The 22,669-nt window shown below is 46.7% G+C and carries 12 protein-coding genes, 8 tRNA genes and 3 rRNA genes; 16 read left to right on the top strand and 7 right to left on the bottom strand.

What is annotated here, in order from left to right; translation table 11 throughout:
• Nucleotides 1-7: 7 nt before the first annotated feature.
• Nucleotides 8-2,179 (bottom strand): fatty acid oxidation complex subunit alpha FadB, encoded by a 2,172-nt coding sequence (gene fadB / locus FR741_RS15270; protein WP_167427047.1) that lies wholly within the window; start codon nucleotides 2,177-2,179, stop codon nucleotides 8-10.
• A gap of 261 nt (nucleotides 2,180-2,440) precedes the next feature.
• On the opposite strand from fadB, the gene FR741_RS15265 reads away from it, so the two are divergent.
• From FR741_RS15265 to rrf, 9 genes are all read left to right on the top strand, one after another.
• Complete coding sequence (locus FR741_RS15265) at nucleotides 2,441-3,064, top strand: YigZ family protein (protein ID WP_005378891.1); 624 nt, start codon at nucleotides 2,441-2,443, stop codon at nucleotides 3,062-3,064.
• Between the two features lie 46 nt (nucleotides 3,065-3,110).
• The gene (locus FR741_RS15260) at nucleotides 3,111-4,568 is read left to right on the top strand and encodes a TrkH family potassium uptake protein (protein ID WP_124008248.1); all 1,458 of its coding nucleotides are present in this window, start codon (nucleotides 3,111-3,113) and stop codon (nucleotides 4,566-4,568) included.
• Between the two features lie 9 nt (nucleotides 4,569-4,577).
• A complete protein-coding gene (gene hemG, locus FR741_RS15255) occupies nucleotides 4,578-5,105 on the top strand; it encodes a menaquinone-dependent protoporphyrinogen IX dehydrogenase (RefSeq protein ID WP_134648245.1) in 528 nt (175 codons plus the stop codon).
• A 454-nt stretch (nucleotides 5,106-5,559) separates the two neighbouring features.
• A 16S ribosomal RNA gene (locus FR741_RS15250) occupies nucleotides 5,560-7,112 on the top strand.
• 89 nt (nucleotides 7,113-7,201) lie between these two features.
• Nucleotides 7,202-7,277, top strand: a tRNA-Glu gene (locus FR741_RS15245).
• A 2-nt stretch (nucleotides 7,278-7,279) separates the two neighbouring features.
• Nucleotides 7,280-7,355: transfer RNA gene (locus FR741_RS15240), tRNA-Lys, on the top strand.
• A gap of 28 nt (nucleotides 7,356-7,383) precedes the next feature.
• Nucleotides 7,384-7,459, top strand: a tRNA-Val gene (locus FR741_RS15235).
• A gap of 323 nt (nucleotides 7,460-7,782) precedes the next feature.
• A 23S ribosomal RNA gene (locus tag FR741_RS15230) occupies nucleotides 7,783-10,672 on the top strand.
• A 156-nt stretch (nucleotides 10,673-10,828) separates the two neighbouring features.
• Nucleotides 10,829-10,945: ribosomal RNA gene (rrf, locus tag FR741_RS15225) — 5S ribosomal RNA — on the top strand.
• The 16S, 23S and 5S rRNA genes sit together here with 3 tRNA genes alongside, the layout of an rRNA operon.
• Before the next feature lie 95 nt (nucleotides 10,946-11,040).
• Here the strand turns inward: rrf and ilvY are convergent.
• Nucleotides 11,041-11,931 carry an HTH-type transcriptional activator IlvY gene (ilvY, locus tag FR741_RS15220; RefSeq protein ID WP_104971105.1) on the bottom strand — a complete coding sequence of 297 codons (891 nt, stop codon included), beginning with the start codon at nucleotides 11,929-11,931 and terminating at the stop codon, nucleotides 11,041-11,043.
• 143 nt (nucleotides 11,932-12,074) lie between these two features.
• Between ilvY and ilvC the strand changes: the two genes are divergently transcribed.
• Entirely contained in the window at nucleotides 12,075-13,559 is a 1,485-nt protein-coding gene (ilvC, locus tag FR741_RS15215; RefSeq protein ID WP_167427046.1) for a ketol-acid reductoisomerase, read from the top strand.
• Between the two features lie 191 nt (nucleotides 13,560-13,750).
• On the opposite strand, the gene ubiK is transcribed toward ilvC, so the two are convergent.
• From ubiK to FR741_RS15195, 4 genes are all read right to left on the bottom strand, one after another.
• A complete protein-coding gene (ubiK, locus tag FR741_RS15210; RefSeq protein ID WP_005398178.1) occupies nucleotides 13,751-14,002 on the bottom strand; it encodes a ubiquinone biosynthesis accessory factor UbiK in 252 nt (83 codons plus the stop codon).
• A 131-nt stretch (nucleotides 14,003-14,133) separates the two neighbouring features.
• Entirely contained in the window at nucleotides 14,134-17,256 is a 3,123-nt protein-coding gene (gene vmeD, locus FR741_RS15205) for a multidrug efflux RND transporter permease subunit VmeD (RefSeq protein WP_167427045.1), read from the bottom strand.
• Nucleotides 17,257-17,268: 12 nt separating this feature from the next.
• A complete protein-coding gene (gene vmeC, locus FR741_RS15200) occupies nucleotides 17,269-18,375 on the bottom strand; it encodes a multidrug efflux RND transporter periplasmic adaptor subunit VmeC (RefSeq protein WP_005398173.1) in 1,107 nt (368 codons plus the stop codon).
• An 18-nt stretch (nucleotides 18,376-18,393) separates the two neighbouring features.
• Nucleotides 18,394-18,975 (bottom strand): TetR/AcrR family transcriptional regulator, encoded by a 582-nt coding sequence (locus tag FR741_RS15195; RefSeq protein ID WP_005398171.1) that lies wholly within the window; start codon nucleotides 18,973-18,975, stop codon nucleotides 18,394-18,396.
• A gap of 168 nt (nucleotides 18,976-19,143) precedes the next feature.
• Here FR741_RS15195 and rep point away from each other — a divergent pair, with 168 nt between their 5' ends.
• Nucleotides 19,144-21,159 carry a DNA helicase Rep gene (gene rep / locus FR741_RS15190; RefSeq protein ID WP_109168649.1) on the top strand — a complete coding sequence of 672 codons (2,016 nt, stop codon included), beginning with the start codon at nucleotides 19,144-19,146 and terminating at the stop codon, nucleotides 21,157-21,159.
• A 73-nt stretch (nucleotides 21,160-21,232) separates the two neighbouring features.
• On the opposite strand, the gene FR741_RS15185 is transcribed toward rep, so the two are convergent.
• Nucleotides 21,233-21,646 (bottom strand): c-type cytochrome, encoded by a 414-nt coding sequence (locus FR741_RS15185; RefSeq protein ID WP_012841248.1) that lies wholly within the window; start codon nucleotides 21,644-21,646, stop codon nucleotides 21,233-21,235.
• 335 nt (nucleotides 21,647-21,981) lie between these two features.
• On the opposite strand from FR741_RS15185, the gene FR741_RS15180 reads away from it, so the two are divergent.
• From FR741_RS15180 to FR741_RS15160, 5 genes are all read left to right on the top strand, one after another.
• Nucleotides 21,982-22,058, top strand: a tRNA-Arg gene (locus FR741_RS15180).
• A gap of 33 nt (nucleotides 22,059-22,091) precedes the next feature.
• Nucleotides 22,092-22,167: transfer RNA gene (locus FR741_RS15175), tRNA-His, on the top strand.
• A gap of 69 nt (nucleotides 22,168-22,236) precedes the next feature.
• Nucleotides 22,237-22,313: transfer RNA gene (locus FR741_RS15170), tRNA-Pro, on the top strand.
• Nucleotides 22,314-22,359: 46 nt separating this feature from the next.
• A tRNA-His gene (locus FR741_RS15165) sits at nucleotides 22,360-22,435 on the top strand.
• 24 nt (nucleotides 22,436-22,459) lie between these two features.
• Nucleotides 22,460-22,536, top strand: a tRNA-Pro gene (locus FR741_RS15160).
• Nucleotides 22,537-22,669: the final 133 nt, after the last annotated feature.

Genomic DNA, 22,669 nt, shown 5'->3' with positions numbered 1-22,669 from the left:
TCCCTCCTTAGATAGAACCTTGCTGTTGTGCACCGTAAAAGCTTTCACCTTTCGCCGCCATATCAATCAGCATTTGCGGTAATTGGTACATCGCACCTAGCTCGGCGTGTTGTTTTGCCATTTCAACGTATTCAGCAATACCCACGCTGTCTAGATAGCGGAATACGCCACCGCGGAATGGAGGGAAACCAAGACCATAAACCAATGCCATGTCTGCTTCCTGCGGAGTAGCGATGATACCTTCTTGAAGGCACAGTACCACTTCGTTGATCATTGGAATCATCATACGTTGAATGATGGTCTCATCGTCAAAGTCCTGCTTATCGGCACAAACGTCAGCGAGCACCGGCAAGATCTCTTCAGAGAAGGTTTTCTTCGGCTTACCTTTTTTATCTATGGTGTAGCTGTAGAAGCCATTACCATTCTTCTGACCATATTTGTCTGCTTCGAATAGTGCATCAATCGCATCACGACCTTGTTTACCCATACGCTCAGGGAAACCCTCTGCCATCACAGCTTGTGCGTGGTGCGCGGTATCAATGCCGACTACGTCAAGCAAGTACGCCGGTCCCATCGGCCAGCCAAACTTACGCTCCATGACTTTGTCGATTTTCGTAAAGTCAGCACCATCACGAAGTAGCATGCTGAAGCCGCCAAAGTATGGGAACAATACGCGGTTAACGAAGAACCCTGGGCAGTCATTAACGACAATTGGTGATTTGCCCATTTTCGCAGCATACGCCACAACACGATTGATGGTTTCATCAGAGGTGTGCTCACCACGGATGATCTCAACAAGAGGCATACGATGCACTGGGTTGAAGAAGTGCATACCACAGAAGTTTTCTGGGCGTTTTAGTGATTTTGCCAATAGGTTGATAGGAATAGTCGAGGTGTTTGAGGTGATAACGGTGTCGTCACCGACATGGGATTCGACTTCACTCAAAACCGCCGCTTTTACTTTCGGATTTTCAACGACAGCTTCAACAATCACATCAGAGTTTTCAATACCTGCGTAATGTAGACTCGGTGTGATTGACGCTAAAATACCCGCCATCTTAAAGCCATCAATGCGACCGCGAGATAAGCGTTTATTCAGCAGCTTAGATGCTTCAGTCATGCCTAGGTCGAGCGACGCTTGCGCGATGTCTTTCATTAAGACAGGCACACCTTTTAGCGCTGATTGGTAAGCAATGCCGCCACCCATGATACCTGCACCTAATACGGCTGCACGTTGCGTGTCTTTACTTGCTGACTTCGCCGCTTTTTTCGCAATGCCTTTAATGTATTGATCGTTAAGGAATAGGCCAACCAGTGATTTTGCTTCTTCCGATTTAGCCAATTTCACGAAGTGCTTACGTTCAATGTCTAACGCTTTATTACGTGCAAAGCGAGCACCTTCTTCAATCGTGATAACGGCTGTCATTGGGGCAGGGTAGTGAGGACCTGCTTTTTGTGCCACCAGACCCTTCGCCATGGTGAAGCTCATCATTGATTCAAGCTTACTCAGCGTTAGCGGAGATGTTTTCTGTGCTCGGCGTGCTTGCCAGTCAAGTTTCTCGTTAATTGCAGAGTTAAGAGTTTGTAGTGCTGATTCGTATAAAGCATCAGTCTCTACAACAGCATCGAGTAAGCCAATTTTCAATGCTTCATCAGCTCGGCATGCTTTGCCTTGGGTGATGATTTCCATTGCGCTGTCTGCGCCAATAACGCGAGGTAAGCGTACACAACCACCAAAGCCCGGCATGATTCCCAGTTTCGTTTCTGGTAGGCCGATGCTGGTGGTTTTGTCACCAATACGCATGTCTGTTGCTAGCACACATTCACAACCGCCACCAAGAGCGTGGCCTTTGATCACTGAGATGGTCGGAACGGGTAAGTCTTCTAGTTTGTTAAAGATGCTGTTAGCAAATTGCAGCCATTGGTCGAGCTCGGCATCCGTTTTAGCAAACAAACCTAAAAACTCGGTAATGTCTGCGCCTACAATGAATGCGTCTTTATCTGAAGTGAGCAACAACCCCTTGAGGCCTTGATGGGCAATGAGCGCATCAAGAGCTTTATCTAGCGATTCTAATGTCGCTAGGTCGAGTTTGTTGACGGATTTTGGAGAGCAGAAGCTTAGCTCTGCAATACCATCTTGTATTTCCTTTACCTGTAGGGTTTCGGCTTGGTAAATCATTGTCTATCTCCATGACATACAATCGTGGATTGTCTGTATACCTATTTCAACGACGCCGTGTACCTCGGCAAATAGGTATCGAGGAAGTCGTTTTATTTTTGTTCTGGTTTGACCAGTAAAGTTAGTTTGGATCGTGGATTGTTTAATTTCAATACATTTTTTAAACAAGTGTTTAACATTGTGCGCTGTGGCAGATCTTATGCGACGGGTAAATCACACTCGTGATAGACTTCAGGCAAATAGACCTGAATCCATAATTCTATGAATGACAAGCCTTATCTGATTCCAGCAGAGCCCGCTCAATTTGAAGAAGAAATTAAAAAGAGCGTCTTCATTACTTATTTGGCACACACGCCAAGTATCGAAGCTGCAAAAGCATTTGTTGATCAAATCAAAGCTAAACACGCTGATGCCAGACATAACTGTTGGGGCTTTGTTGCAGGTCGCCCGGAAGATTCAATGAAATGGGGCTTTAGTGATGATGGGGAGCCGTCCGGAACTGCAGGCAAACCGATCCTGGCGCAGCTGTCTGGCTCTGGGGTGGGGGAGATCACGGCAGTGGTCACGCGATACTCTGGTGGAATCAAGTTAGGTACAGGCGGCTTGGTTAAAGCGTATGGTGGTGGGGTACAACAAGCACTCAAGCTGCTTCAAACTATTGAGAAAAAAATAACCACAAAGCTCAGACTAACGTTAGACTATGGGTTTATGCCGATCGCACAGTCAATCATGCCGCAATTTGGTGCGATAGAAGTCGAGGCTGAATACAGCGATCAGGTGGTATTAGTGGTGGAAATTGAGCTTCGAGAAGTGAGCGCGTTTACCCAAGCAATCATCAATAAAAGCGGGGCAAAGGCAATTGTCACTCCGCTAGACGGACAATAATGAAAAACAGGAAGCAACAGGGACAGCTTCGCTAGTCAATTTATCCATGCAATTTCGTTCAATTATTCGAATCGTCGGGCTACTGCTCGCACTCTTTAGTGTCACTATGCTTGCGCCAGCACTCGTTGCGCTGATCTATCGAGATGGTGCAGGTGTGCCTTTTGTCACGACATTTTTTGTTCTGCTGTTTTGTGGGGCCGTTTGTTGGTACCCAAACCGCAGGTATAAGCACGAGCTTAAAGCTCGAGATGGCTTTCTTATTGTCGTTCTGTTCTGGACAGTACTTGGCAGCGCAGGCTCGATCCCCTTTCTAATAGCTGACAACCCGAACGTCTCGGTCACAGATGCGTTTTTTGAATCGTTTTCTGCTCTCACTACGACCGGGGCGACCGTTATTGTTGGTTTGGATGAGTTACCTAAAGCGATTCTATTCTATCGACAGTTACTGCAGTGGTTCGGAGGTATGGGAATCATCGTATTAGCTGTGGCGATTTTGCCAGTACTTGGCATTGGTGGTATGCAGCTTTACCGCGCCGAGATCCCTGGTCCAGTCAAGGACACTAAAGTGACGCCGCGCATAGCAGAAACTGCTAAGGCGCTTTGGTACATCTATTTGAGCCTGACTATCGCCTGTGCATCGGCTTTTTGGTTAGCTGGTATGACGCCATTTGACGCCATCAGTCACAGCTTTTCAACCATTGCCATTGGTGGCTTCTCTACCCACGATGCCAGCATCGGATACTTTGATAGTTACGCGATTAACCTGATTACGGTGGTTTTTCTGCTTATATCTGCATGTAACTACACGCTGCACTTTGCTGCATTTGCATCAGGTGGTGTGCATCCCAAGTATTACTGGAAAGATCCTGAGTTTCGCGCTTTCTTGTTTATTCAAGTGCTGCTATTTGTCGTTTGTTTCCTATTATTACTGAAACACCACTCTTACACATCGACATACGATGCTTTCGATCAGGCTCTGTTCCAAACCGTGTCAATTTCGACAACTGCGGGCTTTACGACGACAGGTTTTGCGGATTGGCCGCTCTTCTTACCTGTACTGCTATTGTTCTCCTCTTTTATCGGTGGTTGTGCTGGTTCAACAGGCGGCGGCATGAAAGTGATCCGTATCCTGCTTCTTACCTTACAAGGTGCGCGTGAACTAAAACGTTTAGTCCATCCACGCGCGGTTTACACCATCAAAGTAGGTGGCAGTGCCCTACCGCAACGTGTTGTCGATGCGGTTTGGGGTTTCTTCTCCGCGTACGCTTTGGTATTTGTGGTTTGTATGTTGGGCTTGATTGCTACAGGGATGGACGAGCTCAGTGCGTTCTCGGCGGTGGCTGCGACTCTGAACAACCTCGGTCCTGGCTTGGGAGAAGTGGCGCTTCACTTTGGTGATGTTAACGACAAAGCAAAATGGGTATTAATAGTTTCTATGCTGTTTGGTCGTTTGGAAATCTTTACCTTACTTATTCTACTTACGCCGACGTTTTGGCGTAGCTAAGGGGAAATCGTGGCAAAAGCATTATTTCTATACTCTTCCCGCGAAGGGCAGACTAAAAAAATTCTCCACTATATAGATGAACAACTTCCAGACTTCGATTGTGAGCTGGTGGATTTACATAATGTCGAGACGATTGACTTCAGTCAATACGACAGAGTGTTGATAGGCGCCTCTATTCGTTATGGTCATCTTAATAAAAAGCTATACCAGTTTATTGAGCGAAACCTCAATCAATTGGAGCAAAATAAAGTGGCATTTTTCTGCGTAAACCTAACCGCTCGTAAAGAGGACCAAGGAAAGGATACACCTGAAGGTAGTGCCTACATTCGCAAGTTCCTAATTAAGTCGCCTTGGAAACCAACGCTAATCGGTGTTTTTGCTGGTGCACTTTATTACCCACGTTACGGCTGGTTCGACAGAACTATGATTAGGTTCATTATGTCGATGACAGGTGGCGAAACCGATACGACCAAAGAAGTGGAATACACCAATTGGGAAAAAGTGGCTCTTTTCGCAGATAAATTCAGAGAACTGTAGAAATAACGTGCTCTTTTGACCGCTTTTGATGCAAATTTATCCGAACGATAAAAAAATCAAAAAAAACGAGAAAAAGGGCTTGCCAATGTGATCGCAATCTCTATAATGCCACCTCGCTGACACGGCAACGCTTCGAAAGAAACGAAGTTGAGGTTAGCAAGCCAAATTAGCCAAGCGGAAACGCTTGAAGAAAGTTTGAAAAAAGTGATTGACACTAAACTTTAACTCGCTAAAATGGCCGTCCTGTTTTGAGCAAAGCTCAACAGGAAAGCTCTTTAACAATATAGACCTATCAATCTGTGTGGGCACTCGTTGACGATAATCCAATTCGATACTTCGGTATCAAATTAGGTTTCAATGAAACGAAGTGACCATTGAATCTTCGGATTCAGCACAGTCAATTCAAACATTACTTTATGTAATGTTCAGTATTCATTGAGCCGAACAAAATCTTAAATTGAAGAGTTTGATCATGGCTCAGATTGAACGCTGGCGGCAGGCCTAACACATGCAAGTCGAGCGGAAACGAGTTATCTGAACCTTCGGGGAACGATAACGGCGTCGAGCGGCGGACGGGTGAGTAATGCCTAGGAAATTGCCCTGATGTGGGGGATAACCATTGGAAACGATGGCTAATACCGCATGATGCCTACGGGCCAAAGAGGGGGACCTTCGGGCCTCTCGCGTCAGGATATGCCTAGGTGGGATTAGCTAGTTGGTGAGGTAAGGGCTCACCAAGGCGACGATCCCTAGCTGGTCTGAGAGGATGATCAGCCACACTGGAACTGAGACACGGTCCAGACTCCTACGGGAGGCAGCAGTGGGGAATATTGCACAATGGGCGCAAGCCTGATGCAGCCATGCCGCGTGTGTGAAGAAGGCCTTCGGGTTGTAAAGCACTTTCAGTCGTGAGGAAGGCGGCGTCGTTAATAGCGGCGTTGTTTGACGTTAGCGACAGAAGAAGCACCGGCTAACTCCGTGCCAGCAGCCGCGGTAATACGGAGGGTGCGAGCGTTAATCGGAATTACTGGGCGTAAAGCGCATGCAGGTGGTTTGTTAAGTCAGATGTGAAAGCCCGGGGCTCAACCTCGGAATAGCATTTGAAACTGGCAGACTAGAGTACTGTAGAGGGGGGTAGAATTTCAGGTGTAGCGGTGAAATGCGTAGAGATCTGAAGGAATACCAGTGGCGAAGGCGGCCCCCTGGACAGATACTGACACTCAGATGCGAAAGCGTGGGGAGCAAACAGGATTAGATACCCTGGTAGTCCACGCCGTAAACGATGTCTACTTGGAGGTTGTGGCCTTGAGCCGTGGCTTTCGGAGCTAACGCGTTAAGTAGACCGCCTGGGGAGTACGGTCGCAAGATTAAAACTCAAATGAATTGACGGGGGCCCGCACAAGCGGTGGAGCATGTGGTTTAATTCGATGCAACGCGAAGAACCTTACCTACTCTTGACATCCAGAGAACTTTCCAGAGATGGATTGGTGCCTTCGGGAACTCTGAGACAGGTGCTGCATGGCTGTCGTCAGCTCGTGTTGTGAAATGTTGGGTTAAGTCCCGCAACGAGCGCAACCCTTATCCTTGTTTGCCAGCGAGTAATGTCGGGAACTCCAGGGAGACTGCCGGTGATAAACCGGAGGAAGGTGGGGACGACGTCAAGTCATCATGGCCCTTACGAGTAGGGCTACACACGTGCTACAATGGCGCATACAGAGGGCGGCCAACTTGCGAAAGTGAGCGAATCCCAAAAAGTGCGTCGTAGTCCGGATTGGAGTCTGCAACTCGACTCCATGAAGTCGGAATCGCTAGTAATCGTGGATCAGAATGCCACGGTGAATACGTTCCCGGGCCTTGTACACACCGCCCGTCACACCATGGGAGTGGGCTGCAAAAGAAGTAGGTAGTTTAACCTTCGGGGGGACGCTTACCACTTTGTGGTTCATGACTGGGGTGAAGTCGTAACAAGGTAGCGCTAGGGGAACCTGGCGCTGGATCACCTCCTTATACGATGATTATTGCGATGAGTGTTCACACAGATTGATATGGTTTATGAAATTTAAGAGATAGAACATCCCCCAAGATGTTCACTTAGTGTCCCGTTCGTCTAGAGGCCTAGGACACCGCCCTTTCACGGCGGTAACAGGGGTTCGACTCCCCTACGGGATACCATTGGGTCGTTAGCTCAGTTGGTAGAGCAGTTGACTTTTAATCAATTGGTCGCAGGTTCGAATCCTGCACGACCCACCATTTCCTTCCACGGAAATCAAAATAATGTGGGCGATTAGCTCAGTTGGGAGAGCACCTGCCTTACAAGCAGGGGGTCACTGGTTCGAGCCCGGTATCGCCCACCATTCTCTAAGTATTTTTGGAATAAAACGTCCAAACCAGAACAAGCAATTGATACTGGTTGGCATTTTTGACTCTGAAAGTCTTTAGAAAATGTAACTTCCTTGTGAAGAAACATAGCTCTTTAACAATTTGGAAAGCTGACAAAACAACAATTTATTGTTGTTTGTAAAGTTCTCAAAGTATTCATTTATGAATACAACTAATAACACATTCAAGTGTTCTTGGAATTTGAGTCCGGCAAAATCGAAATGTCTCTCGCTCATTCAAATAATGAGAGACAACTTTGGTGATTTGATTATCAACTCGAAACTCCTTCGGGTTGTATGGTTAAGTGACTAAGCGTACACGGTGGATGCCTTGGCAGTCAGAGGCGATGAAGGACGTATTAACTTGCGATAAGCCCAGATTAGGTAGTAAAAACCACTTGAGTCTGGGATTTCCGAATGGGGAAACCCACTTACATAAGTAAGTATCGTTATGTGAATACATAGCATAACGAGGCGAACCGGGGGAACTGAAACATCTAAGTACCCCGAGGAAAAGAAATCAACCGAGATTCCGAAAGTAGCGGCGAGCGAAATTGGATTAGCCCTTAAGCTTTATAGGCGTTAGGTGAACAAGCTGGAAAGCTTGGCGATACAGGGTGATAGCCCCGTAACTGACGACGCATATTCAGTGAAATCGAGTAGGGCGGGACACGTGATATCCTGTCTGAATATGGGGGGACCATCCTCCAAGGCTAAATACTACTGACTGACCGATAGTGAACCAGTACCGTGAGGGAAAGGCGAAAAGAACCCCTGTGAGGGGAGTGAAATAGAACCTGAAACCGTGTACGTACAAGCAGTAGGAGCAGGCTTGTCCTGTGACTGCGTACCTTTTGTATAATGGGTCAGCGACTTATATTCAGTGGCAAGGTTAACCATCTAGGGGAGCCGTAGGGAAACCGAGTCTTAACTGGGCGTTCAGTCTCTGGATATAGACCCGAAACCAGGTGATCTAGCCATGGGCAGGTTGAAGGTTGAGTAACATCAACTGGAGGACCGAACCGACTAATGTTGAAAAATTAGCGGATGACTTGTGGCTAGGGGTGAAAGGCCAATCAAACCTGGAGATAGCTGGTTCTCCCCGAAAGCTATTTAGGTAGCGCCTCGGACGAATACTACTGGGGGTAGAGCACTGTTAAGGCTAGGGGGTCATCCCGACTTACCAACCCTTTGCAAACTCCGAATACCAGTAAGTACTATCCGGGAGACACACGGCGGGTGCTAACGTCCGTCGTGGAGAGGGAAACAACCCAGACCGCCAGCTAAGGTCCCAAATTACTACTAAGTGGGAAACGATGTGGGAAGGCTCAGACAGCCAGGATGTTGGCTTAGAAGCAGCCATCATTTAAAGAAAGCGTAATAGCTCACTGGTCGAGTCGGCCTGCGCGGAAGATGTAACGGGGCTAAGTAGTAAACCGAAGCTGCGGCAATGCACTTTAGTGCATTGGGTAGGGGAGCGTTCTGTAAGCGGTTGAAGGTGTGTGGTAACGCATGCTGGACGTATCAGAAGTGCGAATGCTGACATGAGTAACGATAAAGGGGGTGAAAAACCTCCTCGCCGGAAGACCAAGGGTTCCTGTCCAACGTTAATCGGGGCAGGGTAAGTCGACCCCTAAGGCGAGGCCGAAAGGCGTAGTCGATGGGAAACGGGTTAATATTCCCGTACTTCTTACAATTGCGATGGGGGGACGGAGAAGGCTAGGTGGGCCTGGCGACGGTTGTCCAGGTTCAAGTGCGTAGGCTTGAGAGTTAGGTAAATCCGGCTCTCTTTAAGGCTGAGACACGACGTCGAGCATCTACGGATGTGAAGTCATTGATGCCATGCTTCCAGGAAAAGCCTCTAAGCTTCAGATTGTAAGGAATCGTACCCCAAACCGACACAGGTGGTCGGGTAGAGAATACCAAGGCGCTTGAGAGAACTCGGGTGAAGGAACTAGGCAAAATGGTACCGTAACTTCGGGAGAAGGTACGCTCTCGACGGTGAAGTCCCTCGCGGATGGAGCTATTGAGAGTCGCAGATACCAGGTGGCTGCAACTGTTTATTAAAAACACAGCACTGTGCAAAATCGCAAGATGACGTATACGGTGTGACGCCTGCCCGGTGCCGGAAGGTTAATTGATGGGGTTAGACTTCGGTCGAAGCTCTTGATCGAAGCCCCGGTAAACGGCGGCCGTAACTATAACGGTCCTAAGGTAGCGAAATTCCTTGTCGGGTAAGTTCCGACCTGCACGAATGGCGTAATGATGGCCACGCTGTCTCCACCCGAGACTCAGTGAAATTGAAATCGCTGTGAAGATGCAGTGTACCCGCGGCTAGACGGAAAGACCCCGTGAACCTTTACTACAGCTTGGCACTGAACATTGACCCTACATGTGTAGGATAGGTGGGAGGCTTTGAAGCGCAGTCGCTAGATTGCGTGGAGCCGTCCTTGAAATACCACCCTTGTAGTGTTGATGTTCTAACGTCGACCCCTTATCGGGGTTGCGGACAGTGCCTGGTGGGTAGTTTGACTGGGGCGGTCTCCTCCCAAAGCGTAACGGAGGAGCACGAAGGTGGGCTAATCACGGTTGGACATCGTGAGGTTAGTGCAATGGCATAAGCCCGCTTGACTGCGAGAATGACAATTCGAGCAGGTGCGAAAGCAGGTCATAGTGATCCGGTGGTTCTGAATGGAAGGGCCATCGCTCAACGGATAAAAGGTACTCCGGGGATAACAGGCTGATACCGCCCAAGAGTTCATATCGACGGCGGTGTTTGGCACCTCGATGTCGGCTCATCACATCCTGGGGCTGAAGTCGGTCCCAAGGGTATGGCTGTTCGCCATTTAAAGTGGTACGCGAGCTGGGTTTAGAACGTCGTGAGACAGTTCGGTCCCTATCTGCCGTGGGCGTTGGAGAATTGAAAGGGGCTGCTCCTAGTACGAGAGGACCGGAGTGGACGAACCTCTGGTGTTCGGGTTGTGTCGCCAGACGCATTGCCCGGTAGCTAAGTTCGGGATCGATAACCGCTGAAAGCATCTAAGCGGGAAGCGAGCCTTGAGATGAGTTCTCCCTGATACTTTAAGTATCCTAAAGGGTTGTCGTAGACTACGACGTTGATAGGCAGGGTGTGTAAGCGTTGTGAGGCGTTGAGCTAACCTGTACTAATTGCCCGTGAGGCTTAACCATACAACACCCAAGGGGTTTTGATGGACTCAATGAAAGAACATTGAATGTGTAAGAACGAAAACAGCTTTCCGAATTATTCGATTTGCAAGCAAATCTCACCCTAAAGGGCCGCACTAAAGTGCGTTTGAATTTGCGAGCAAATTGATAAAGAATTTGCTTGGCGACCATAGCGTTTTGGACCCACCTGATTTCCATGCCGAACTCAGAAGTGAAACGAAATAGCGCCGATGGTAGTGTGGGGCTTCCCCATGTGAGAGTAGGACATCGCCAGGCTTTAAATTTGAAAAAGCCCACTCGAAAGAGTGGGCTTTTTTGCGTTTCTGGGTTTTGAAAATTACCTAAGCACTCAGAACTCAAAACATCTATCGTTAAGGTGTAATGTATTTACTCTCTGCCACTTTCCAAAAAGCCTTCACTAATGGATTCTCTAACTGATTTTTGTTGCAGCAGACACCAAGTTCAAAAGGCTTAATTGGCAACACTTTTAAGCGATTTATCTTCTCTCTCACCGGGCTATTGTTGATCACGACATCAGGTGCGATACCTACACCGCATCCTAGTGCAACCATACTTACGATGGCTTCATGCCCTGACGTTTGCGCGTAGATATTCGGCTTTATTTTCATTTGTTTGAGCCAAGTATTGGCTCTATCTCTTGCTGTCCCTGCTTCTGGGAGAATGAATGGAATGACTGACCAGTTTGGTCTTTCTTTTTGTAGCTCCTCCGCAAATGAACTCACGCCGACAGGAGCGATGACAGAAAGCGGTATTTCACTGATCGTTTCAAATGCGATTTTGCTTGGCATCTGCTCAGATTTGGCTGAGATGGCAATATCGGCTTCATCTGCTAGAATTTTGTCGATCGCTTGAGCTGGATCGCCGGTTGATAGCTTAAATTCGATAAAAGGATGCTGCAGACGAAAATCAGAGATTAACTCTGGCAGGTGGCTGTAGCTTGCAGTAACCGAACAAAAGAGACGGATTTCTCCTTTCAACTCGTCCTCTGCTCCCTTTAGGTGACTTTGGTACTGCTGCCATTCGCCAAGAATTTTTAAGGCGACAGGAACCAGTTTTTTGCCTTGGCTCGTTAAATCAACACTGCGATTGTCCCGCAAAAATAATTGTTGGCCAGTTTCTTCCTCTAGCTTTTGTACTTGTCTGCTCAAGGCTGAAGGACTCACATGCATCGCTGCTGCGGTCTTAGCGAAACTTTTACTCTCACACAGATGAATAAAAAGTTGCAGGCTTTTGATATTCATTAAATCTTCATTTCCATGTTGCACAAATTGCAATAACTAATTGTGAATATATCACTTTAAGCAATTTAATGTCTGTTTTAGTATGAAGTTATTCGGTAAGGCAATTACCGACCTCAATGGAAGAATCTTAAAGGAGCACCCAGATGGCTAATTATTTCAATACCTTAAACTTGCGCGAGCAGTTGGACCAATTAGGTCGTTGTCGCTTTATGGACCGTAGCGAATTTGCTTCAGAAGCGGATTACTTAAAAGGCAAGAAAGTGGTCATCGTAGGTTGTGGTGCTCAAGGTCTTAACCAAGGTCTGAATATGCGTGACTCTGGTCTAGACGTTGCTTATGCGCTTCGCCAAGCAGCGATTGATGAGCAACGCCAGTCATTCAAAAACGCAAAAGACAACGGTTTTGAGGTAGGTAGCTACGAAACGCTAATTCCACAAGCTGACTTAGTAGTAAACCTTACTCCTGATAAGCAGCACACAAACGTTGTTGAGACGGTAATGCCGCTAATGAAAAAAGGCGCAGCGCTAGGTTACTCACACGGCTTCAACGTTGTTGAAGAGGGCATGCAAATCCGTAAAGACCTAACAGTAGTAATGGTTGCACCTAAGTGCCCGGGCACGGAAGTTCGTGAAGAGTACAAGCGTGGTTTCGGTGTTCCAACTCTTATCGCTGTTCACCCAGAGAACGACCCAAAAGGTGAAGGTTGGGATATCGCGAAAGCTTGGGCTGCAGCAACAGGTGGTCACCGTGCAGGCTGTCTAGAGTCTTCTTTTGTTGCTGAGGTGAAATCTGACCTAATGGGTGAGCAAACTATCCTTTGTGGCATGTTGCAGGCTGGTTCTATCGTATGTTACGAGAAGATGATTGCTGACGGTATCGAACCTGGCTACGCAGGCAAGCTTCTTCAATACGGCTGGGAAACGATCACGGAAGCTCTGAAGTTTGGTGGTATCACTCATATGATGGATCGCCTAACTAACCCTGCGAAAGTAAAAGCATTTGAACTTTCTGAAGAGCTAAAAGAGCTGATGCGTCCGCTATACAACAAGCACATGGATGACATCATCACAGGTCACTTCTCTAGCACGATGATGGCTGACTGGGCAAACGACGATGCAAACCTACTAGGCTGGCGTGCAGAAACGGGTGAAACTGCTTTCGAAAACTACCCAGAAACTGACGTAGAAATTTCTGAGCAGGAGTACTTCGATAACGGTATCCTGATGGTTGCTATGGTTCGTGCGGGTGTTGAGCTAGCATTTGAAGCGATGACCGCTTCTGGCATCATCGATGAGTCTGCTTACTACGAGTCTCTACACGAGCTGCCACTTATCGCAAACACTATCGCACGTAAGCGTTTATACGAGATGAACGTGGTTATCTCTGATACGGCTGAATATGGTAACTACCTATTTGCTAATGTAGCAACGCCGCTACTGCGTGAAAAATTCATGCCTTCTGTTAGTACAGACGTCATTGGTAAAGGTCTAGGTGAAACGTCTAACCAAGTGGATAACGCGACTCTTATCGCTGTGAATGAAACAATCCGCAACCACCCTGTAGAATATATCGGTGAAGAACTACGTGGTTATATGACTGATATGAAGCGTATCGCGGTGGGCGGCTAATTTTCTTTGCTGCAAGGAAGAGAAAATATTAAATGAACTCTGGCCAGACTGGAGTCGGTAAATACAAAAACACGACATCTAATCAAAAAGCTTGGTCGCCGTTGACCAAGCTTTTTCTTTTTAGCCACTTATGAAACAAGTCGGTTTAATCCGAATAAAAAAACGCTCCTTTATGAGGAGCGTTTTAACACTTATTTTTCTGCAAGCTTCTCTTCAAGCTCCGCCAATTTCTGTTCCATTTCTGTTAGCTTTTGACGTGTACGTAGTAAAACTTGAGTTTGAACATCAAACTCTTCACGACTTACAACATCTAGCTTGTTTAGTTGGCCTTGGATTACTTGACGAACTTTCTGATCAACATCAGAGCCCAACTCTTTTACAGGTTGAGGCATTGAGTCGTGAATCTGTTTAGCAATTTGCTCTAATTTCTTTGGGTCAAACATAGTGGCTAAAACTCCTTTTGATTTGTCCTCATTTTAAGTAAATGATACGTGAAAGTCGCCATTTAGATGGCAAAAAAGAGAGCGGCAATAAAAAAGGTCACCGAAGTGACCTTTTTGAATGCCTTAAAAGCTTATCTGTTATCCGCTAATTCACGGTGGGCTGCTTTCGCTTCATCAACTCGTGCCAACTTCTCCAAGTCTTTGTCTTCAACAAATACTGGCAGTGGTTTGTGTTTTTCTGCTAGGTAGCTGTAAATCACAGGTAGTACGAATAGTGTGAACAATGTACCAATTGCTAGACCAGCAACGATTACGATACCGATACTGAAACGTTGCGCGGCACCTGCACCGGTAGCGTACATCAGCGGGATCAGACCTGCGATCATTGCTGCGGTTGTCATTAGGATAGGGCGAAGACGCACTTTCGCAGCCTCCATCACCGCATCAATACGAGACAGTTTATTATGTAACTGCTCTTCTTTGGCTACTTCACAGATCAAGATGCCGTGCTTGGTGATTAGGCCGACCAGCGTGATCAAACCAACCTGCGAGTAGATGTTCATTGAGGCCGTACCCCACGCCAACGCGATCAAGGCACCACATATTGCTAGCGGTACAGATACCATGATGACAATAGGGTCGCGGAGTGATTCAAATTGAATCGCCAGAACGAGGAAGATGATCGCAAGTGCAAGACCAAAGGTTGCATACAAGGCACTACCTTCCGTTACAAACTGACGAGATTCGCCCATGTAATCGTGGTTATAGCCTGCAGGCAGTTTGGTTTGTGCGATGTCTTCAAACCAGTTAATTGCATCACCCATAGCAACGTTAGGCGATGGCACCGCACCTACCGTCGCGGAGTTTAGCTGGTTGAAGTGTGGCAAAGAGCGAGGCTCTGCTATCACATCAATCGTAATCAAGCTGCTTAGTGGGACGGCTTTACCATCAACAGAACGCACATAGTAGTTCTTCATCGACTCTGGGTTTAGACGCCATTTACGTTCAACTTGAGGAATCACTTCATATGAGCGGCCGTTAAGGTCGATACGGTTAACATAACCATCAGCCATCATGGTGCTGAGAGTGATACCAATATCTTGCATGGTCACACCATAGGCACCCGCTTTGTCTTTATCGATCTTAATCTTCATGGTTGCTGAATCGTAGTTCAGGTCCAGATCGGAGTAGACAAACATTGGACTACTTGCAACATCGGTCAGGATATCGCTAGCGATAGTAAACAAGCTTTCGAAGCTATTTGGTGTCGTAATTACAAACTGGACAGGTAGGCCTGAGCCCGCACCAGGCAGTTCTGGCATTTGGAACGCAGTGACAGACATACCTGGGACACTTGAAACTAGGCCTCCCACACGTTTTGTGATTTCAGATTGACTTGCTTCTCGTTCACTCCATGGCTTCAATGTTGCTAGACCAAACGCTTGGTTTGAGTTTGGCACACCGTTAAATACCTGAGCGTATTCTACTTCTGGCTGATCAGAGAGAATCTTATTCACGTCATCCATGGTGTTTTGGATGTAGTCCAAGTTCGCGTTTGATGGTGCGGTACCCATCAGAACAACCACACCTTTATCTTCGGACGGCGCCAGCTCACTAGGAATAAACTTAAATAGAATCGGTAAGCTCGCAAATACAATTATCGCAAATGCAATTACAACAGGACGGTGAGCCATGACTGCTGTAAGCATTTTCTCATAGCGACTAGTCATGCCATCAAGGATATGATGAACTTTTTGCTCAAACTTGCTCGGTTTTTCGTTCGCCTTCAGCATCTTTGAACACATCATAGGTGATAGCGTTAAAGCGATGATACCGGACACAAATACCGAACCTGCTAGCGTTAAAGCGAACTCTTTGAACAACGATCCTGTAATACCACCCATCAACGCGATTGGTGCGTATACTGCACCTAGCGTTAATGTCATAGCAATAACTGGCACTGCAATTTCACGAGTACCAATGATTGCTGCACGGAATGGTGATTCGCCCTCTTTGATATGACGATCCACGTTTTCTAGTACCACGATCGCGTCATCCACCACCAGACCGATGGCAAGTACCATCGCCAGTAGTGTCATCAAGTTCCAAGAGAAGCCCATTGCCTGCATAACCATCGCTACACCAATCAAAGAGAGTGGAATAGTGACGATAGGAATGATGACCGCACGGAACGAACCTAGGAACAGTGTGATCACTACAAGTACGATAATTGCCGCTTCAAGAATCGTTTTCACTACTTCGTGAATTGACTCGTTGATCGCAATGGTAGAGTCGTACATCACGTTCATTTTGATGTTACTTGGTAAGTTGCGCTCAAGTTGAGGTAATAATTCAAGCACATCAGCAGCGATGTTGATTGGGTTGGCACTTGGCGCGGCGTTGATTGCAGCAACCACTGCTTCTTGGCCGTTTGCACTTGCACGGTAAACGTCGTGACTCTTCTCAAGTGTTACCTTCGCGATATCACCTAAGCGAATAACGTCCCCTTCACCCGTTTTTACGACCAACGCTTCAAGCTCAGCAACGTTTGATACCTGAGTATCCGCGCTGCCGTTATAAAGCACGAACTCACCCGTCGCTTGACCCGTCGCAGATTGGTAGTTATTGGCGTTAAGAACGCTCATCACATCCGTTGCCGTTAGCTTTAATGCGCCCATTTTGGCTGGATCTAGCCATACGCGCAGCGCGTATTTCATACCACCGTAAAGGTCAACTTTTGATACACCATTTACAGTGAATAGCTGTGGGTTGATTACACGCTCAAGGTAGTCGGTGATCTGGCTGGAAGACAACTCGTCACTGGTAAAACCAATATACAATACCGCGGTAGTAGAACCGGTCGACATGGTTACGGTCGGGTCTTCGGCTTCTTTTGGAAGCTGGGAACGTACCGAGTTAGTTTTCGCTAAGATGTCAGCCAATGCCGCGTTTGGGTCGGTATTCAACTTCATGTTGACAGTAATGGTTGATTTACCTAACACCGATTGCGAGGTCATATAATCAATATTATCGGCTTGCGCCACCGCTTGCTCCAAGGGCTGAGTAATAAAGCCCTGGATCAAGTTGGCACTTGCACCGTAGTAACTGGTGGTCACGGTGACCACTGTATTCGTCATTTCAGGGTATTCACGAACTTGCATTTTGAACACGGCTTGCAAACCAAGCAATGCAATCAAAAAACTGATCGATACCGCTAAAACTGGACGTTTTATAAAAACATCTGTAAAGCGCATGATGCCTCCAACTTAAAGCATTGGTGTTTCAGCAGGTGGGGTAGTTGCATCGCTTTCAACAATGCTTACTTTTGCGTGGTTACTTAAACGGACTTGACCCGATGTCACCACTACATCACCTGGCTTCACGCCTTCTAGAATGTGTGCGATATCTTTAGAGCGTTCGCCAACTTTTACCACATGCTGCTTAACGCGTTTCTCGCCATCTTCTTCCGTTACGATGTAAACATTGTCGCCGTATAGCGTAAACGTGATCGCAGTTTGAGGCAGAGTGACCTGATTTTCTAATTTAGGCAGAATGATGTTTGCACGTGCGAACATACCACTACGCAGTTTGCCATCACTGTTAGGGATATCTGCTTGAACCTGAATCAAGCCACTTTGTACGTTAACCGCAGGCTCAATTGCAGAAATTGAACCTTTGAAAGGCTGATCTGGGTAGGCATCCACGAAGATATCCACTTCTTGGTCGATATTGATACGTGAAATATCGGTTTGCGGCACGGTAAAGCGTAAGCGCATCACGCTGGTGTCTTCCAGGCGAACAATATCGGTACCCGCTTGTAGGTACTGACCTAGATACACGTTACGAATACCTACTACACCATCAAATGGCGCTTTGATCTCGCGTCGGTCGATGGTCGCTTTCAAGCTTTCAATGTCCGCTTTTAAGGAGAAGTAGTTCGCTTCTGCTTCGTCATACGCTTCTTTAGAAATAGAGCCTTTTTTAAATAGCCCTTGGTAGCGTTTGTATTTCGCTTCTGCTGCTGGCAACTTGGCTTGCGAGCTCTTTAAATTCGCTTTCTCAACGTCAGAGTCAAGCAGTACTAATGGCTGACCTGCTTTGACTTGAGTGCCGGAATCAAATGCGATTTTGTCGATAACACCACTGGTTTCGTTTGCGACCGTCACACCTTGGTTTGGTTCGATAAAACCGATAGCCTCGATCACTGGTACCCAATCAACCGCTTGTACTTCCGTCACGGTTACTGGGAACTCTGGTTCAGGACGGTTTGCCATGTATTCAGCAATCTTTTGTTGCTTAAATAAATTGAAACCTATCACGCTGCCGAACAAGAGAACGGCGATAAGTAACATAAAGAAAGTCCACTTTTTCATTCTATTAAGAACTCCAAGTTAGTGTTTAATAATTGCATCCCAACTGGCTTCAATAGCAGCTTCTAATGCCGCCTTATCCAGTTGATAAAATCCCAAAGCGTGTTTCCTAGCAAGTGCAACACTTGCCTCAAAACTCAATCCAGAAAGCACTTCGTTATCGAGAGGCTTGAATACGCCCTCTTCTTTCCCCTGATTAAAAAGAAGATCTACTTGGGCAAACATTTGTCTTTCAAGTTCCCGAGCTTTGCTACTATTTGAACAGGGTAGAGACTCATATTGAACTCGATTGCTGAGCGCATTTAAATTCGAGCTCGCTAGATTCCAAATATTGAGCCACATGGTTCGATATCGCTGTTTTAAAGGCATCTCTTCACTCACGCCCAGTTGCACAGCCGTAGCGACGCGCTTTGCAACGTTAAGGCGTAACTCCTCCAAAAGATGTTCTTTATCTGAGAAATAACGATAAATCGTTCCTGCTGCGACACCTGCTTCATTGGCGAGCTTTTGCATGGAAAGCCCTTGAAAGCCCGATTCAGCAATGAGTTGCTCTGCAGCGACTAAGATTTGTTCTCGCTTATCTACAGCAGGGTTATCCTTCATAATCCTACCACTAGTGAATGAACGTTCATTCATTATAGCTCAAATACCCGCCTTTTATGCAACAGAATGTTGCGCTTGTTGGTATGAAAATTACAAGAAATCAGCGTAGCTTTCACGAGGCCACCCCTTTATCATAGGCGCCACATTTATCACCCGCAGAGAATTTCTATGAAGCTGAACCCTAGTCAAGATGAAGCCGTGAAATACGTGTCTGGTCCATGCCTAGTGCTAGCTGGTGCTGGCTCGGGCAAAACTCGTGTTATTACCAATAAAATCGCTTATCTGGTTCAGCAATGTGGCTACAAAGCGCGTAATATTGCAGCGGTGACGTTTACCAACAAAGCGGCGCGTGAAATGAAAGAACGTGTCGGCCAAACGTTGGGGAAAGCCGAGTCTAAAGGTTTGATGGTATCAACGTTCCACACCTTGGGATTAAACATCATCAAACGCGAATACAAGCATTTAGGGTTAAAAGCGGGCTTTTCACTGTTTGATGACCAAGACCAACTGGCGCTACTCAAGGAACTTACCGAAAAGCAGCTTGATGGTGATAAAGATCTGCTACGTCAGCTTCTGAGTTGTATTTCCAACTGGAAAAACGACATGTTGACGCCAGAGCAAGCCAAAGCGCGTGCGCAAGGTGAGCAGCAACAATTGTTTGCGTTCTGCTTTGATATGTACCAAAAGCAAATGAAAGCCTATAACGCGCTCGATTTTGATGACCTAATTTTGATGCCCGTCTTACTCTTGCGCAATCATGAAGACGTTCGTCAACGTTGGCAGAACCGTATCCGCTATCTGTTGGTCGATGAGTACCAAGATACCAACACGAGTCAATATGAGTTGGTGAAATTAATCGTCGGTGAACGTGGGCGATTGACGGTCGTAGGAGATGATGACCAGTCCATTTATTCATGGCGTGGTGCGAAACCTCAGAATCTAGTCTTGCTGGGTGAAGATTACCCGAATTTGCGATTGATTAAGTTGGAGCAAAACTACCGCTCAACGAGTCGAATCCTGCGTGCGGCCAACATTTTGATAGCCAATAACCCTCACGTCTATGAGAAGTCCTTATTCTCAGAAATTCCTGACGGTGAAAAACTCAAAGTGTTGTTGGCTAAAAATGAAGAGCATGAGGCTGAGCGTGTCACGGGGGAGTTGATTGCACACAAATTCTTGAATCGAACCGACTATCGTGATTACGCAATTTTGTACCGTGGTAACCACCAATCACGCTTAATTGAAAAGTCTCTAATGCAAAACCGTGTGCCGTATAAAATTTCTGGTGGCACCTCGTTTTTTGCACGAGCAGAAATTAAAGACATCATGGCGTATTTGCGCGTTTTGGTTAACCCAGATGACGACAATGCATTCTTACGCATTGTGAATACACCACGACGTGAAATTGGCCCAGTAACTTTAGAAAAGCTAGGCAGTTATGCCAATATGCGTGGGAAGAGCCTGTTTGAGTCGAGTTTTGAAATGGGGCTCGAACAGCACTTAACGGGACGCGGCCTGGAAAATTTACGTCGTTTCACCCAATGGTTAGTGGCGATTGCTGACCAAGCTGAGCGTGGTGATACCGTCGAAGCGGTTCGCTCGCTAGTTCGCGATATCCATTATGAAGATTGGCTATACGAAACTTCAGCAAGCCCGAAAGCCGCTGAAATGCGAATGAAGAACGTTTCTGATCTTTACTCCTGGATAGTGGCGGACCTAGAAGGTGACAACTACGATCAAGAAGAGAAAACGTTAAAAGAGGTCGTTCAGCGTTTGACCTTGCGTGACATGATGGAACGTGGCGAAGAAGATGAAGACAGCGATGCAGTACAACTGATGACGCTGCACGCATCAAAAGGCCTTGAGTTCCCATATGTATACCTAATTGGGTCTGAAGAAGGTATTTTACCGCACCAAACCAGTATTGATGAAGACAACGTCGAAGAAGAGCGTCGTCTGATGTATGTTGGCATTACCCGTGCGCAGCGTGAACTGACTTTCACTATGTGCAAAGAGCGTCGACAGTTCGGCGAGTTGATAAAACCGACTCAAAGCCGATTTTTGGATGAGTTGCCATTTGATGACGTTGAATGGGAAGCCAATAAAAAGCCAGTATCAGCAGAAGAGCGTATGGCGAAAGGTCAGGCACACATTGCCAATATTCGAGCAATGTTTAAGAAATAGAGTAACCTTGTGCTCACTGACTAAAAACAAAAAGGCTTGCCAGTTGGCAAGCCTTTTTCGTTGATGTCTTTACTTATAGACCTTCAATCATGTGGTCGATTGCTGCGATGATTTCATCGTCAGAACAGTCCATACAGGTTCCTTTGGCAGGCATCGCATTGAAGCCTTCTAACGCGTGCTTCACTAACGTCTCTTTGCCTTGTGCAATACGCGGTGCCCAGTCATCGGCATTACCTGTTTTAGGTGCGCCGTTTACACCAGATGCGTGACAAGCAATACAAAAAGTACCATAAACTGTGGCGCCATCACGTGGACCGGTTGGTTCTTCTTTCACTGGCTCAGAACCCGCTAGATAAACATCACCGACAGGTTGGATGCGTTCTGCGATCGCATCGTATTCAGTTTGGCTGATGTCAGAAGCTAAAGCTGCCGTAGAAAACGTTAAGGCAGCGAACAAAACGCTAATCATTTGTCGAGACATATCCATTAAACCCACTTCACATTCCCGAGGTAAGTGACTTACCTATTTATATAGTTAGAGTATTAATGCCGAGCAGAGAAATCACTAAATTCCACTGAATGGCATAGAATGATTAGACAACTTGGTTGCAGCTGTTAAATCAATGTAAATAATGGGTGATTATATCCCGATAACTTGTTGCAATAAACAACAAGTTATCCATGACAGGGCGTGAATCACATCAAAAATTCAGTTTAAAGGAAGATAACTGTCGAAAAAGAGACCAAACGATAAAAAAAGTAAAAAAAGTACTAGACGGCATAGTGTGATATCCGTATTATTCCACTCCGCCGATAGGGCATGCGCCCGTAGCTCAGTTGGATAGAGCGTTGGCCTCCGGAGCCAAAGGTCGAAGGTTCGAATCCTTTCGGGCGTACCATTGCCTCGGAGGATACATCGGTAAAAATCAGTGGTGGCTATAGCTCAGTTGGTAGAGCCCCGGATTGTGATTCCGGTTGTCGCGAGTTCAAGTCTCGTTAGCCACCCCATTCTTTCTTTTTTAGATTGAATGCGGTAGCATTGCTCCCAATCTTGATTAAATCAAGATAAAACATCGTCGGTGAATAGCGCAGTTTGGTAGCGCATCTGGTTTGGGACCAGAGGGTCGGGGGTTCGAATCCCTCTTCACCGACCACTATTTAGTTTATGGCTGAGATAGCGGTAAACATGACAATTTGATGGTGGCTATAGCTCAGTTGGTAGAGCCCCGGATTGTGATTCCGGTTGTCGCGAGTTCAAGTCTCGTTAGCCACCCCATTCTTTATTTAAAGAATATATGCTCGGTGAATAGCGCAGTTTGGTAGCGCATCTGGTTTGGGACCAGAGGGTCGGGGGTTCGAATCCCTCTTCACCGACCACTATTAGAAAGCCTGCTTTTTAGCAGGCTTTCGTCGTTTTAGAGTTTATGATCTCGCTTGGACTGTATTAGTCGGTAATGTATCAATGGATTTGAACCCAAGTGGGGTTCGCCTGAAGTTAGAATTCGGCTCT

The organism is Vibrio diabolicus (genome assembly GCF_011801455.1).
GTDB classification, from domain to species: Bacteria; Pseudomonadota; Gammaproteobacteria; order Enterobacterales; family Vibrionaceae; genus Vibrio; species Vibrio diabolicus.
The sequence above is the reverse complement of the archived record's forward strand: the minus strand, read 5'-3'. Positions and strand labels throughout refer to the sequence as shown.

Excerpts from the sequence above, each read along its gene's own strand:
- vmeC (WP_005398173.1), bottom strand. The coding sequence starts at position 18,375 with ATGAAAAAGTGGACTTTCTTTATGTTACTTATCGCCGTTCTCTTGTTC.
- FR741_RS15195 (WP_005398171.1), bottom strand. The coding sequence starts at position 18,975 with ATGAAGGATAACCCTGCTGTAGATAAGCGAGAACAAATCTTAGTCGCT.
- FR741_RS15260 (WP_124008248.1), top strand. The coding sequence starts at position 3,111 with ATGCAATTTCGTTCAATTATTCGAATCGTCGGGCTACTGCTCGCACTC.
- vmeD (WP_167427045.1), bottom strand. The coding sequence starts at position 17,256 with ATGCGCTTTACAGATGTTTTTATAAAACGTCCAGTTTTAGCGGTATCG.
- ilvC (WP_167427046.1), top strand. The coding sequence starts at position 12,075 with ATGGCTAATTATTTCAATACCTTAAACTTGCGCGAGCAGTTGGACCAA.
- FR741_RS15185 (WP_012841248.1), bottom strand. The coding sequence starts at position 21,646 with ATGGATATGTCTCGACAAATGATTAGCGTTTTGTTCGCTGCCTTAACG.
- ilvY (WP_104971105.1), bottom strand. The coding sequence starts at position 11,931 with ATGAATATCAAAAGCCTGCAACTTTTTATTCATCTGTGTGAGAGTAAA.
- fadB (WP_167427047.1), bottom strand. The coding sequence starts at position 2,179 with ATGATTTACCAAGCCGAAACCCTACAGGTAAAGGAAATACAAGATGGT.
- ubiK (WP_005398178.1), bottom strand. The coding sequence starts at position 14,002 with ATGTTTGACCCAAAGAAATTAGAGCAAATTGCTAAACAGATTCACGAC.
- FR741_RS15265 (WP_005378891.1), top strand. The coding sequence starts at position 2,441 with ATGAATGACAAGCCTTATCTGATTCCAGCAGAGCCCGCTCAATTTGAA.
- rep (WP_109168649.1), top strand. The coding sequence starts at position 19,144 with ATGAAGCTGAACCCTAGTCAAGATGAAGCCGTGAAATACGTGTCTGGT.